This window comes from Nocardia sp. CA-135953 (assembly GCF_050955735.1).
GTDB lineage: Bacteria > Actinomycetota > Actinomycetes > Mycobacteriales > Mycobacteriaceae > Nocardia.
This window is the reverse complement of record NZ_CP192082.1, coordinates 1,521,820-1,535,123: the sequence shown is the minus strand read 5'-3', so window position 1 is coordinate 1,535,123 and position 13,304 is coordinate 1,521,820. Positions and strand designations below refer to the sequence as shown.

Sequence of the window (13,304 nt, the reverse complement as noted above, 5' to 3'; positions counted from 1 at the left end):
GGGGCTACACCGGCTGCGGGCTCGGCTGGGAGGGAGAGTGCAGACGAGAGCACGGCGGCGGCGGACGAGCGCACGGCGGGAGGCGGGATAACGGCGGAAGGCGGGAGCAGGAGCGCAGCCGAGCGGATGGCGGCGGGCATGAGCACGAGTGCGGCCGAACGCACAGCCACAGACCAGAGCACCGGCAACGCCGAACGCGTGACAGGCGAGGGCGCGACCGTAAACGAGAGCGCAGCCGCAGACCAGCGCGCCGGCAACGCCGAACGCGTGACAGGCGAGGGCGCGACCGTAAACGAGAGTGCGACCGCAGACCAGCGCACGACCGCAGGGCAGCAGGAAGTCGGCGATCAGCCACTCTTCGGTGCGGCCGATGTCGAGCGCCTGCGCACGGCATGGCGGCAGTTGCAGGGCAGTTTCGTGGACAGCCCGCACGATGCGGTGACACAGGCCGACGATCTGGTCATGGCGACAGTTCAGCAGCTGTCCGCCACGTTGGCCGAGCGCAAGCAGTCGCTGGAACGGCTGTGGTCGCGCGAGGAGGACGGCGATACCGAGGATCTGCGGCTTGCGCTGCGCAGCTACCGCGCCTTCTTCGACCAGTTGGTCGACACCGGGAAGTAGCGCGATTCAGGCCGATGCGGCAAAGGAGTTCAGCTGCAGGCTCTTGTATCGAGCCCGGATCTTCTCGTATCGAAATCGGTTGTCGGCCAAGGGGCGAACGCCCTCCCAGGCGGCGCCTCGTGCGCGCCCGCCTGGCCCAACCTGCGCGACAACATCCTCGCCGGACTGGACCGCCTCATCCCCGTCGGCTGATGTATGTGAAACACGTATGTCGCATGGGCGCGCCGATACCATAGGCTTGCGCCGTGATTTCCGAGCGTGCAGTGGTCGACGGGCGTTTCGAGTTGCTCGAGCCGCTCGGTAGCGGCGGTATGGGGACGGTGTGGCGCGCGTATGACCTCGCGCTGCATCGCGAGGTCGCGCTCAAGGAGGTGCGGGCCGAGACCGATGGCGCAGGCTCGCCCGGCGTGCACCGCGAGCGGGTGCTGCGGGAGGCCAGGGCGCTGGCCCGGATCGGTCATCCGAATGTCGTCGCCATCCACCACATCGTGGATTCACCCGAAGTGGCGCATCCATGGATTGTCATGGAACTGGTTCGCGGACAAAGTCTCGCCGATCACCTGGCGAGCGGACCGATGCCGCCTTTACAAGTGGCGCACCTCGGCCGTGGCATCCTGGCCGCCCTCCGTGCCGCGCATCAGGTGGGCGTACTGCACCGCGATATCAAACCCGCGAATGTGCTGCTGCGCGAAGACGGTTCACCGGTCCTGACCGATTTCGGTATCGCCGCCATCAACGGAATGAACGGTTTGACCTCCACCGGCAGCGTGGTCGGCTCACTGGACTATGTTGCGCCGGAACGACTCAGTGGTCAGGAGGGGCATACCGCCTCTGATCTGTGGTCACTCGGTTTGCTGCTCTATTTCGCGGTAGAGGGATTTCACCCGATGCGGCGTGAGTCGACCGTCGCCACGCTCGCTGCCGTGATCAGAGGCGAAGTGCCACCGCCGCAGCGGGCCGGAGTGTTGACGGCGGTTTTGACGGCGCTGTTGGTGCCTGATCCGGGTCATCGGCCGACGGCTGAGCAGGTGGATCTGATGCTTGCGCAGGCGGTTGCGGCGGGTGGGTTCGGCAGTGCGGCAGGGGTTTTCGATGGGTCGGGTGCGGGTGGTCCGGGGGCCTTCGATGGGTCGGGTGCAGGCAGTGGTCCAGGGGGCTTCGGCGGGCAAGGCGCAGGCAGCGATCCAGGCGCGTTCAGCGGGCAAGGCGCAGGCAGCGATCCAGGCGCGTTCAGCGGGCAAGGCGCAGGCAGCGATCCAGGCCCGTTCAGCGGGCAAGGCGCAGGCAGCGATCCAGGCCCGTTCAGCGGGCAAGGCGCAGGCAGCGATCCAGGCCCGTTCAGCGGGCCGAGTGGGTTCGGTACCACGAGTGCGGCCGATGCGCTGGGCGGATTCAGTACTTCCGGCGCGGCCCGTGGACCCGGCTTCAGCACACCAGGCGCGGCCTATGGACTCGGCGGAATCGGCACTCCCAGCGGATTCGACACACCAGGCGCGGGCAATGCACACGTCGCCTTCAATACGCCTGGCTCAGTCGGCGAGTTCCACGGATCCAGCGGCAGGGCACCCGGCACGACGCCCTCGCCGCACCCATACGGCTCCACGAATCCCCCTGCACACAAACCACGCTCACGTGGGATCTTCATCGGTCTCGCGACCGCCGCGGTCATCGCCGCCATCGTCGCCACGTTAGCGATTGTCGCCTTGCGCCCCGATTCGACCGGCAACCAGGCCACTCCTGGCAATCCACCCGCGACTAACGAATTCCCCACGACAAGTCGTTCCGCGATCCCGTCCGGAGCCCCCGGGAGCGGCAAACCTGTCGACCTCCTGACCCCGACCAGCATCCGCCAGGCCATCGCCGCACTCGAAAAGGTCTCCGGCAGCGATGTATTCAATGAAGCAACGTTCTATCCGACCTATGCCGACGTCGGCGCCCCGGTCAAGAACAACCCCAGCCTCTACGACAACTTCGTCTACCGCGACGGAACAGCCACCCGAAAGGGCGCAGGCGGCCCACTCTCGGACAAAGCCACCGTCAAGCTGAGCTCGATCAACTGGGACATCCTCCCCGACCTGTTCCGCACCGCCGACGAAAGCCTCGGCATCCCCACCCCCACCCTCCGCTACGTAATCGTCGACCCGGCCTGGACCTTCAACAACGACAAGCCGACAGTCATGGTCTACCTGACCGACGATTACGGTGGCGCCTATCTGGCCGCCGACACCGACGGCACCGTGGTAACCAAATACCCCAGAGGCCGCTAGCCTCGACAACTTTCACAACGACCTCAAATATTCGTACCGGGAATAACACACCGCCCATCGGGCCCGATATTCCCGATGATCATCCCATCCGACAACGTACAAAAGCTGCCGATCTGCACGCACTCCTGATGCGTATTCATAACCATCTGGTCCCCACAGGGCGTCCCAGGATCATCCGGACCAGCCTGCGCACTCATCGGAAAAAGCACCGCGCCAATCCCTGCAGCACCAGTTGCGACCAATAGCGAAATACGAAGCATGATCAATCCTCCAATCCGATGACGGATCGCGAGTACTCCTCTATTCAAACCGCCCGATCGTCGATATTTCACACCGACCAAACCCATCCCCGACCAGCACGATCCTACTCTCGAGCCCAAATGCTCAGCTGAACTGGCCCCGCCTCAGTAATCTTCGGGAATTCAAACGTGGCGAGACTCCGATCGGGAGCGGTCAGCAGACGAGTTGGCATACAGACAGGGCCCTGGCGCTACTGTGGCAAGGATTGAAGAAAGAATGACCTTGGGAGGAGATGCCGTGGTGGGCAGATTTGCATTCCGCGTAGACGCGCGATCGGCAAGTTATTTCCAGTCGGTAGCGACTGAGATGACGAACATTTATGACCTCAGCGAAGACGAGGCTATTGCCAGGATAAACGAGAGATTTATCGGGCTAGAATTTTTGGGCGACAATCTCATTTACCATGAGACGGAACAATATTGGGCGAAAGATATCCTATATGGCCACGATGTATGGTGGAAGGGCGAGGAGAATTCCGCTCCCTTACCTCCCCCGGGGCAGCGGCAGAGATGGCTGCATCGGCAGTCTTGGTGGCAGCATTGGTGTGTTTGGCGTCAACGAATGGAGGCGGTGCGGTTGCGTCGGAGCGTGAATTGATGAACTCCTTGACTGGAGGAAGCCGCATCGCTTCGAAACTTGACCAATCAGGCTGTCACAGCACTGCAGAGGCGCCCACGCGTCAGCAGCGAACGATCAGGCACTCTTCCGCATGCCATGCGACGAGCTCGGGGAGCACCACTCGCTGACGAGCCAGCTGAGCCCAGCCCGAGGCAGGGCTCAACACAACCTCTACAGCAGCGCGCGCTGCCCTACTTCTTCCCAGACGCTAATCCGCTGCGGAACTCGACTACGTCGCCATCGCTCATGACGTAGTCCTTGCCTTCCATGCGGACCTTGCCCGCGGCCTTGGCGGCGGCCATGGAGCCGGCGGCGATGAGGTCGTCGTAGGCGACTACTTCTGCCTTGATGAAACCGCGTTCGAAGTCGGTGTGGATTACACCGGCGGCCTTGGGGGCGGTGTCGCCCTGGTGGATTGTCCAGGCGCGCGCCTCTTTCGGCCCCGCGGTGAGGTAGGTCTGCAGGCCTAGGGTGTGGAAGCCGGTGCGGGCCAGGGCGTGCAGGCCGGGCTCGGTCTGGCCGATGGATTCGAGGAGTTCGAGGGCGGATTCGTCGTCGAGTTCGAGGAGTTCGGCTTCGACTTTGGCGTCGAGGAAGACCGAATCCGCCGGTGCGACAGCGGCTTTCAGCTCGGTAACCCTCGCCTTGTCGGTGAGCACCGACTCGTCGGCATTGAAGACGTAGAGGAACGGCTTGGTGGTGAGCAGCGAAAGTTCTTTCAGCAGTTCGCCGTCCAGTTGGGCGCGGGCGGAGAAGAGGGTTTTACCGCTGTCGAGAACTTCCTGGGCGGCCTTGGCCGCGTCGAGCAGCGGCTTGCGGTCCTTTTTGACCTTGGCTTCCTTCTCCAGCCGCGGGATCGCCTTCTCCAGCGTCTGCATATCGGCGATGATCAGCTCGGTTTCGATCACCTCGATATCGGCGAGCGGGTCGACGCGCCCGTCGACGTGCACCACATCATCGTCGGCGAAGACCCGCACCACCTGACAGATGGCATCGGCCTCGCGGATATTGGCGAGGAACTTGTTGCCGAGTCCGGCGCCCTCGGATGCGCCCTTCACGATGCCCGCGATGTCGACGAACGACACGGTGGCGGGCAGGATGCGCTGGGAGCCGAAGACCTCGGCCAGCTTGTCCAGTCGCGGGTCGGGCAGTGGAACCACCCCGACGTTCGGCTCGATGGTCGCGAACGGATAGTTCGCGGCCAGCACGTCGTTCTTGGTCAGCGCATTGAACAGCGTCGACTTTCCGACGTTGGGCAGGCCGACGATTCCGAGGGTGAGACTCACGCGGCTACCTCGCTACGCTCGGCAGCCGCGTACGTCTCAGACGCTGTGTTGGATGGTTCGCTCGCACACTCGCTCACGAGGAACAGAGTCTACGCGGCAGGACGCAACCCTTCGGCAGCGGCCGAGCGAGCGGCCTTCTCATTCGTTACGCACCATGCCGATTGCGTCAGGGAATCAGGATGACCTTGCCGAGATTCGAGCGGTTCTCGATGACGGCGTGCGCCTCGGCGGCGTCTTCCAGCGGGAATTCCGCGTGGACGACGGGGCGGAGTAGGCCGGATGCGAAGTATTGCCAGAGTTCTTGGCGCCAGTGTTCGTACAGGTCCGGGGAGTTGCGGGCGATGCGGGCCATTTGGAAGCCGACGACTGATTTCGCACCGACGAGCAGGTCGTATGCCTGGATGGTGCCGCCGCCCGAGCTGTATGCGACAAGTCGGCCGCCGGGGGCCAGTGCCGCGATGGCAGGGGTGAGGAGCTCGCCGCCGACGGCGTCGAGGACGTAGTCGACGGGCTCGCCCCAGGATTCCTGGTCGTAGGCGACGACTTCGTCAGCGCCGAGCCCGCGGAGGAAGTCGGCCTTGGCGAGGTCGGAGACGGCCGCTACCACGCGCGAAGCACCGCGTACCCGCGCCAATTGCAGGGCAAGGTGGCCGACACCGCTGGCGGCGGCCGTGATCAGGGCAGACTCGTCCGACTTGGGATTCGCGGCATCCAGCGCACCGAGTGCGACCAAACCGCTGCGGACCAGCGCGACCGCATCGACGGCTGAAGCGCCGTCGGGAATCGGCGAGGCCATCGCGGCGGAGAGCAGCGCGTAGTCGGCATAACCGTGGCCGAAGACCAGACCGGTGACACGGTAGCCGGGCACACAGCTGGTCACGCCCTCACCGACCGCGACCACCTCGCCCGCTACCTCGCCACCCAGCGCGATCGGCTCCCGCGGCTCACGCACCTTGCGAACCACCGGCAGTGTCACACCAACCGCTTCGACCCGGACCAGCAGTTCCCCGGGGCCCGGCGTCGGCACCTCGGCCGACACCACCTCGAGTACCTCCGGACCACCGCTGCGCTGGTATTGCACCCGCCGCATCACACCTCCGAACTCCTAAGGAGGGCTAAAGGTAGCCCGACGCCGCGACAACCCCAACCTATTTACCGCGCCGAGTGCGATATCTCACCACAGCGGCCGAACGGGTGAAAGCCGCCGACATCTATGTCGCCGCCGACTCGCCTTGCGATAGCCGATCGGCGGCGTAGCGTTCCGGGTATGCAGCCGACCACCGAAGTGGTGACGGCACGTCCGGCACCTGCGCTCGCGGCGTTCATCGATGGGTACCTCGGGTATCGACTGAGCGGGTTCGCACCCGGTTTGCATCGGGGGCTGCCGTCGCGCCATATGACGTTCATCGTGTCGATCGGGCCGAGTATCGACGTTGTGGCGCAGACGGATTCGCGGCAGTCGCCGGAGGATTACCGGTGTGTGCTGAGTGGGTTGCAGGCCAGTTCGGCGGTTATCTCGCACAACGGTTATCAGGAGGGGATCGGGATCGAGTTGACGCCGCTCGGGAGCCGTGCCCTGTTCGGGATGCCCGCGAGTGCGCTGTGGAACACCTCGGTGGAATGCGCCGAGGTGGCGGGGCCGGTCGGCCGGCAGCTGTGGGAGGAATCGCAGGAGCTGTCGTCGTGGCCGGAGCGGTTCGCCGCCTGCGATCGGGTATTGACGAGGCTGGTCTGTCACGATCGCCTGGTGGCGCCCGAATTGACTTGGGCCTGGCGCACTTTGGTCGAATCGGACGGTGCGGCGCGGATCGGCCCGCTCGCCGAGGAGATCGGTTGGAGCCGTCAACATCTGGCCCGACGCTTCGGCGCCGAATTCGGACTCGGCCCCAAGCTCGCCGCTCGGATCGCCCGTTTCGAACGCGCCAGGCGAATGATCGGACACACGCCGTCCTATGTGACGATCGCGCAGGTGGCCGCGACCTGCGGATATTACGACCAGGCTCACTTCAACCGGGACTTCGCGGAACTCGCCGGTTGCAGCCCCACCGCATGGCTCGCGGAGGAGATTCCATCTGTCCAAGACCCGGCGGGGTCCGGCGGGTGAGGCTGGATCCATGACAACACCAACGGATTCACCACAGACCACAGCAACTCGCACCGCCGTATGGCCGTGCCTCAATTTCACCGACGCTCGCGCGGCAGTGGCCTTCCTGACCAACGCATTCGGCTTCGAGGAGGTTGCGCTCTACGCGCGGGAGGACGATCCGTCGTTCATCGAGCACGGTCAGTTGCGCTGGCCGCTCGGCGGCGGAATTATGTTCAGTTCGATCGGCAAGGGCGACAACCCGTTCTGTGCGCGCGGGCCGGGCACCGATTCGATCTACCTCGTCTGCGAGCAACCCGACGCCCTGCACGACCGCGCGGTCGCGGCGGGCGCGGAGGTGGTGCGCGGCCTGCGCGATGAGGACTACGGTTCGCGCGGCTTCACCGTCCGGGATCCGGAGGGCAACCTCTGGAGCTTCGGTACCTATTGGGGCGAGTGACAACGACGGCCGCCATTCAGCGCGGCCGTCAACGCCCGCCCAGACCCGATGCCGCGATACCGCGCACGAACGCCCGCTGCGCGATCGCGTAGACGACCACCAGCGGCAGCAGGATGACCACCGCCGCGGCCATGAGAATCGGCCATTGCGTGTGGTACTGGCCTTGTAGCCGCACCAAACCCAATGTGGCGGTGGCGATGTCGTTGCGCTGGATCATGATCAGCGGCCACAGGAAGTCGTTCCAGACCGTGATCCAGGTCAGCACCCCCAGCACCATGAGCCCAGGACGAGTGTGCGGCAACAGGACTCGCCAGAACACCTGCCAGGTCGTGCACCCGTCGACGATCGCCGCCTCCTCGAGTTCGGCGGGCAAGGTTCGGAAGAACTGGCGCATCAGATAGGTGCCGAATGCGCTGCCGAACAGGCCGGGAACGATCATCGCCCACGGCGTGTCCACCCAGCCGAAGGCGCGCATGATCAGGAATTGCGGAATCACGGTAACCGTCAACGGCACCATCAGCGTGCCGAGGTAGGCCAGAAAAAGTACATCGCGTCCGCGAAATCGCAAGCGCGCGAACGCATATCCGGCCAGCGAGCAGAAGAAGACCTGCCCCGCCGTGACACATAACGCATAGAACGCGGTATTGAGCAGCATCCGCCCCAGCGGCAATACGTCGAAGACCTTCCCGTAGTTGGACCACTGCGGACGCGCGGGAACCAGTGTCGGCTCGGTGATCTCGCCATCGCGCTTCAACGAACCCGACAATGCCCACAAGATCGGAAACAGCGCACACCAAGCGACCCCGACCAGCGCCACGTAGATAAGGACGCCACGTACCGTCCGGCGCAGAATGGCCCGCTCCACCCGGCCGGTACTGCACGCCCGCACACCGATCCGCATCGGAAGCGACCGAACCGCCTCGTACGCATTCACAACTGCACCTCCGCCCGGCGCGCGAATCGCAGCTGCAATAGCGTCAGCACCAGCAGGATCGCGAAGATCACCCAGGCCAGCGCCGCCGCATAGCCGACCTCGTAGAACCCGAAGGCGTTCTGGAACAACATGATTCCGAGCAGATAGGTCCCGGTCTCGGGCCCGCCGTTGCCGCCGGTCAAGGCATAGGCCTGATCGAAGGCCTGTACCGAGTTGATGATGGTGATGACGAAGACGAACGACAGTGGCCCGCGAATCAACGGCAGTGTCACCGACCAGAATCGCCGCAACGCTCCCGCGCCATCGATGCGCGCCGCCTCGTACAGTGTCTCGGGCACGCCCTGCATCGCTGCCAGCAGGATGACAGTCGCGAAGGGCACACTCTTCCATACGGTCACGATGCTCAGCGAGACCAGCGCCCAGTCCGGGTCGGTCAGCCACGGCACCGGATCGACGCCGATCCAGCCGAGCATAATGTTGAGCAGCCCGTCATCGGTGGTGAAGATAAAGCGCCACACCACCGCCATGGCCACGGTCGAGGCGACCAGCGGGAGAAATGCGATGGTTCGAAAGATGCCGATACCGGCCAACTTTCGATTGAGCACCGCCGCGACCGCGAGCCCGATCACCACCGTCGGCACCAGCGTCAACAGGGTGAACACCGCAGTATTGCGTAATGCGATGAGGAATAACGGATCCGACACGAACAGCCGCCGATAGTTCGATATCCCCACGAACCGTGGCGCACTGAACAAGTCCCACGAGTGCAGACTCAGATACAACGAAACTCCGAGCGGAAGCAGCAAGAACACCAGCACCGCCGCCAGATTCGGTGCCACGAAAACCCAGCCCGCCCGCGCACGCCGCCGCTCGAGCCGCCCTCGCTCGTGAGGCGCACACATCCGGCTACCGATCAGTTTCATGAGGATTCCAGAAGGGTATTGATATCGGCTGTCAGGGACGCGCTCACCGATTCAGCGGTTGCGGCACCGCGCAGCACTCGGTTGCCACCGCGCTCGAGCAGCGCGGAAACCTTGCCCCACACCGGAGTAACCGGCAGCGGCCGCGAATTCTCCGGCCCCTCCGTGAACACCTGGAGGTTGCGTATCTCGCGATGCGCCTCCCCGAATCCAGCAGAGCCCATCGCGGATTTCAGCACCGGCACGAAGAGTCCGGAGGCGGCGATAATGGCCTGTCCCACCGGCCCGGTCGCGAATTTGACGAATTCCCAAGCTTGTTCGATGCGCGGACTGTCCGCGGCGATCGACAGCCCCGTGCTCCCCACATCCGTAATCGCGCCCGGGCCACCATGCGGCCCGACCGGCAACACCGTCACATCAATGGGCAAACCATCCTGTCCGGCGAACTCGGAATACAGCCAATGCCCACCCATCGCCATCGCCGCGCGTCCACGACGGAACAGATCCGGCGCCGAAACCGACTGCTGGTCGGCGACTTTCGGGGCGACCCGGTGGCGAACAGCGAGATCGGCATAGAACTGGAATCCCTCGGCGAACCGTGGATCACCCAGATCGGTCCTGGTCGGATCCACCGACGGCGAGAACCACTGCGCCCCATTGTTCATACCGAAACACGCGGCCGAGAAATACGGCACCCACGCGTCGGCAAACCCCCACTGCCGGTTCCGCTCGGATGACTCGTGCCGCGTGAGCGCCCTTGCGGCATCGAGGAATTCGGCGAAGGACCAGGCATCCCGCCACCGGGGCGGCGCGGTCACACCGGCTTCGGCGAACAACTCCCGATTGTAGTAGAGAAACACCCCCGACCACTGTTCCGGCAGCGCGTACTGCCCACCGCCATAGGTGAAGGTGTCGTAGAGCGCCGGATAACTGTCGGCACGCAGTGCGGCAACGTATTCGGGCTCCCGATCGAGCAGCGTGCGCAGATCCAGCAGCACCCCCCGTTCGGCGAGTCCGGCATAAAGCAACTCCCACGCCATCATGACGTCGGGACATTTGCCGCCCGCACAGTAGGTCAGCATCTGCTGCAGCGGATCCGGCCCGGACATGATGGTGCGGATCCGGATCTCCGGATACCGGCGCTGGAACTCGTCGATGATCTTCAGCCGGACCCGCGCCTCCTCCGGCCTGGCCTGAAAGAAGAAGGTCAGCGCGTCGTCATCGGATCCGCAGCCGGTGGTGGCGAGCAGCGGCGCGGCCAGCACCGAGACGAGCAGCGTGCGCCTGCGCAACGAGGCCCTCCTCCAGGCGGGTGTGGAGCTTGGCGGAATCGCATGGCAGCATACGTTCGGCAACACCGACGTGATGGCCGACACACGTACAAAACTTAACGTTGTCCTAAGCCGATCGGAAACGAGCCCGATCGACATCATCAATCGGATACGTTGTCAGATGTTTGAGCAGGATCCTGCGCGTTTTTCAGGAGAGTAAGCGGATGGCGACAATCGAATATTTGCGGACGGATCCCGATCTGCCGCCCGTCGGGGTGGTCGATCACTCCCCGATCACGCCACGGAAGAAGGCGATCTTCGGGGCGATCGCGGTCGTCGGAGCGATAGCCTGGGCCGTCCTCGCCATCTCCCGCGGTGAGAACGTGAACGCGGTGTGGATCGTGGTCGCGGCGATCTGTACCTACGTGACCGCTTATCAGTTCTACGCCAGGCTGATCGAATACCGGATCACCAAGCCGCGCGACGATGTGGCCACGCCCGCTGAGGAATTGGAGAACGGCAAGGACTACATGCCGATGGACCGGCGGGTGCTCTTCGGGCACCACTTCGCCGCCATCGCGGGCGCCGGTCCACTGGTCGGACCGGTGCTGGCGGCGCAGATGGGTTATCTGCCGGGCACCATCTGGATCATCGTCGGCGTCGTCCTCGCCGGCGCGGTGCAGGATTACCTGGTGCTGTGGGCCTCGTCGAAGCGCCGTGGGCGCAGCCTCGGGCAGATGGCTCGCGACGAACTCGGACCGATCGGCGGTGTCGCCGCGATCATTGCCGTGCTGGTGATCATGATGATCTTGCTCGCGGTGCTCGGCATCGTGGTCGTGCAGGCGCTGGCGGCGGTCAAGGGTCCGGACGGCGCATTGCACGGCGGCAGCCCGTGGGGTGTGTTCTCCATCGGCATGACCATCCCGATCGCCCTGTTCATGGGGCTGTACCTGCGCTTCGTGCGACCGGGCCGGGTCGGTGAGGTATCGGTCATCGGTTTCGCACTGCTGCTGTTCGTGATCATCTCCGGCCGTTGGGTCTCCGAATCCGGTTGGGGCCGTGACCTGTTCACGCTGTCCGGCACCACCATCGCCTGGCTGCTGATCGTCTACGGTTTCATCGCCTCGGTACTGCCGGTGTGGTTGCTGCTCGCACCGCGCGATTACCTGTCGACGTTCATGAAGATCGGCACCATCGGCCTGCTGGCGCTCGGCATCGTGTTCACCATGCCGGTGCTGCAGGCGCCTGCGGTGTCGCAGTTCGCGCACAACAGCAACGGTCCGTCCTTCGCGGGCAGCCTGTTCCCGTTCCTTTTCATCACCATCGCATGTGGTGCGCTGTCCGGATTCCATGCCTTGGTTTCCTCCGGCACCACGCCCAAACTGCTGGAGAAGCAGTCGCATGCGCGGATGATCGGCTACGGCGGCATGCTGATGGAGTCGTTCGTCGCGGTCATGGCGATGATCACCGCGAGCATCATCGACCAGCACCTGTACTTCGCCATGAACGCGAGCGCGGGTCTCACCGGCGGTACCGCCGAGAAGGCCGCCGCCTACACCAATTCCCTTGGTTTGAGCGGTGATCCGATCACCGCGGGTGAGTTGACCCAGACCGCCAAGGATGTCGGCGAGACCAGTGTCATCTCGCGCACCGGTGGCGCGCCGACGCTGGCGATCGGGATGTCTCAGGTGATGTCCGGATTCCTCGGCGGCTCCGGGCTGAAGGCGTTCTGGTACCACTTCGCGATCATGTTCGAGGCGCTGTTCATCCTCACCACCATCGACGCCGGTACCCGCGTCGCACGCTTCATGCTCTCGGATTCGCTCGGTAATCTCGGCGGTCCGGCGAAGAAGTTCAAGGATCCGTCGTGGCGGCCCGGTGCTTGGCTGTGCTCGGCCATTGTGGTCGCGGCTTGGGGTTCGGTGCTGCTGATGGGTGTCACTGATCCGCTCGGCGGCATCTACACGCTCTACCCGCTGTTCGGCATCTCCAACCAGCTGCTGGCCGCGATCGCGCTCACCGTCGTGCTGACCATTCTGATCAAGAAGGGTCTGGTGAAGTGGGCGTGGATTCCCGCGCTGCCGCTGATCTGGGATTTGATCGTGACGATGACGGCGTCCTGGCAGAAGATCTTCTCCGCCGATCCGAAGATCGGCTACTGGAAGCAGCACGATAACTACAGTGCCGCCCGCGATGCCGGAAAGTTGTTGGCACCGGCCAAGACCGCCGACGATATGGACAAGGTCGTGCGCAACACGTTCATCCAGGGCACGCTGTCGATCATCTTCGCGGTGCTGGTGTTGGTCGTCGCGGTGGTCGGTGTGGTGGTCTGCTTGCGTGCCTGGCGGGCGGGCGGCGGACCGAGCAGCGAGACGCCGGACGAACCGTCGAAGATCTTCGCACCGCGCGGCTTCATCGCCACCGCGGAAGAGAAAGCGGTGCAGAAGGAATGGGATGCCCTGATCGAATCTGGGCGGGTCCGGGCACCTGGCGCCGCCCATACCAAGGGCGCTACGGCGGAAACACCAGCGCATTGACCGCAGC

The 13,304-nt window shown here is 64.4% G+C and carries 11 protein-coding genes; 6 read left to right on the top strand and 5 right to left on the bottom strand.

Annotated elements, in window-relative coordinates; all coding sequences use genetic code 11:
• Positions 1–138: 138 nt before the first annotated feature.
• Complete coding sequence (locus tag ACQPXH_RS06970; protein WP_433601485.1) at positions 139–621, top strand: hypothetical protein; 483 nt, start codon at positions 139–141, stop codon at positions 619–621.
• A gap of 245 nt (positions 622–866) precedes the next feature.
• Complete coding sequence (locus ACQPXH_RS06965; protein ID WP_433601484.1) at positions 867–2,888, top strand: protein kinase domain-containing protein; 2,022 nt, start codon at positions 867–869, stop codon at positions 2,886–2,888.
• Between the two features lie 1,109 nt (positions 2,889–3,997).
• Here the strand turns inward: ACQPXH_RS06965 and ychF are convergent.
• Positions 3,998–5,092 (bottom strand): redox-regulated ATPase YchF, encoded by a 1,095-nt coding sequence (gene ychF / locus ACQPXH_RS06960; RefSeq protein ID WP_433601483.1) that lies wholly within the window; start codon positions 5,090–5,092, stop codon positions 3,998–4,000.
• A 166-nt stretch (positions 5,093–5,258) separates the two neighbouring features.
• Positions 5,259–6,182, bottom strand: a complete 924-nt coding sequence (locus ACQPXH_RS06955) for a quinone oxidoreductase family protein (RefSeq protein WP_433603340.1) — start codon at positions 6,180–6,182, stop codon at positions 5,259–5,261.
• A gap of 177 nt (positions 6,183–6,359) precedes the next feature.
• Here ACQPXH_RS06955 and ACQPXH_RS06950 point away from each other — a divergent pair, with 177 nt between their 5' ends.
• Positions 6,360–7,196 (top strand): helix-turn-helix domain-containing protein, encoded by an 837-nt coding sequence (locus ACQPXH_RS06950; RefSeq protein WP_433601482.1) that lies wholly within the window; start codon positions 6,360–6,362, stop codon positions 7,194–7,196.
• A gap of 10 nt (positions 7,197–7,206) precedes the next feature.
• Positions 7,207–7,635: a VOC family protein gene (locus ACQPXH_RS06945; RefSeq protein WP_433601481.1), complete on the top strand. Its 429-nt coding sequence runs from the start codon at positions 7,207–7,209 to the stop codon at positions 7,633–7,635.
• 28 nt (positions 7,636–7,663) lie between these two features.
• On the opposite strand, the gene ACQPXH_RS06940 is transcribed toward ACQPXH_RS06945, so the two are convergent.
• The 3 genes from ACQPXH_RS06940 to ACQPXH_RS06930 are packed head-to-tail and all read right to left on the bottom strand — an operon-like array spanning position 7,664 to position 10,781.
• Positions 7,664–8,536: a carbohydrate ABC transporter permease gene (locus ACQPXH_RS06940; protein ID WP_433603339.1), complete on the bottom strand. Its 873-nt coding sequence runs from the start codon at positions 8,534–8,536 to the stop codon at positions 7,664–7,666.
• 29 nt (positions 8,537–8,565) lie between these two features.
• On the bottom strand, positions 8,566–9,492 hold the full coding sequence (locus tag ACQPXH_RS06935) for a carbohydrate ABC transporter permease (protein ID WP_433601480.1): 927 nt from the start codon (positions 9,490–9,492) through the stop codon (positions 8,566–8,568).
• Positions 9,489–10,781 (bottom strand): ABC transporter substrate-binding protein, encoded by a 1,293-nt coding sequence (locus tag ACQPXH_RS06930; protein ID WP_433601479.1) that lies wholly within the window; start codon positions 10,779–10,781, stop codon positions 9,489–9,491. Before ACQPXH_RS06930 ends, ACQPXH_RS06935 begins: the two co-directional genes overlap by 4 nt.
• On the opposite strand from ACQPXH_RS06930, the gene ACQPXH_RS06925 reads away from it, so the two are divergent.
• Complete coding sequence (locus ACQPXH_RS06925) at positions 10,768–10,980, top strand: hypothetical protein (RefSeq protein ID WP_433601478.1); 213 nt, start codon at positions 10,768–10,770, stop codon at positions 10,978–10,980. The genes ACQPXH_RS06930 and ACQPXH_RS06925 overlap by 14 nt on opposite strands.
• Before the next feature lie 4 nt (positions 10,981–10,984).
• Complete coding sequence (locus tag ACQPXH_RS06920) at positions 10,985–13,297, top strand: carbon starvation CstA family protein (RefSeq protein ID WP_433601477.1); 2,313 nt, start codon at positions 10,985–10,987, stop codon at positions 13,295–13,297.
• Positions 13,298–13,304 lie beyond the last annotated feature (7 nt).

Coding starts and splice junctions, on each gene's coding strand:
- ACQPXH_RS06920 (WP_433601477.1), top strand. CDS start 10,985: ATGGCGACAATCGAATATTTGCGGACGGATCCCGATCTGCCGCCCGTC.
- ACQPXH_RS06940 (WP_433603339.1), bottom strand. CDS start 8,536: ATGCGGATCGGTGTGCGGGCGTGCAGTACCGGCCGGGTGGAGCGGGCC.
- ACQPXH_RS06955 (WP_433603340.1), bottom strand. CDS start 6,182: ATGCGGCGGGTGCAATACCAGCGCAGCGGTGGTCCGGAGGTACTCGAG.
- ACQPXH_RS06945 (WP_433601481.1), top strand. CDS start 7,207: ATGACAACACCAACGGATTCACCACAGACCACAGCAACTCGCACCGCC.
- ACQPXH_RS06970 (WP_433601485.1), top strand. CDS start 139: ATGAGCACGAGTGCGGCCGAACGCACAGCCACAGACCAGAGCACCGGC.
- ACQPXH_RS06950 (WP_433601482.1), top strand. CDS start 6,360: ATGCAGCCGACCACCGAAGTGGTGACGGCACGTCCGGCACCTGCGCTC.
- ACQPXH_RS06935 (WP_433601480.1), bottom strand. CDS start 9,492: ATGAAACTGATCGGTAGCCGGATGTGTGCGCCTCACGAGCGAGGGCGG.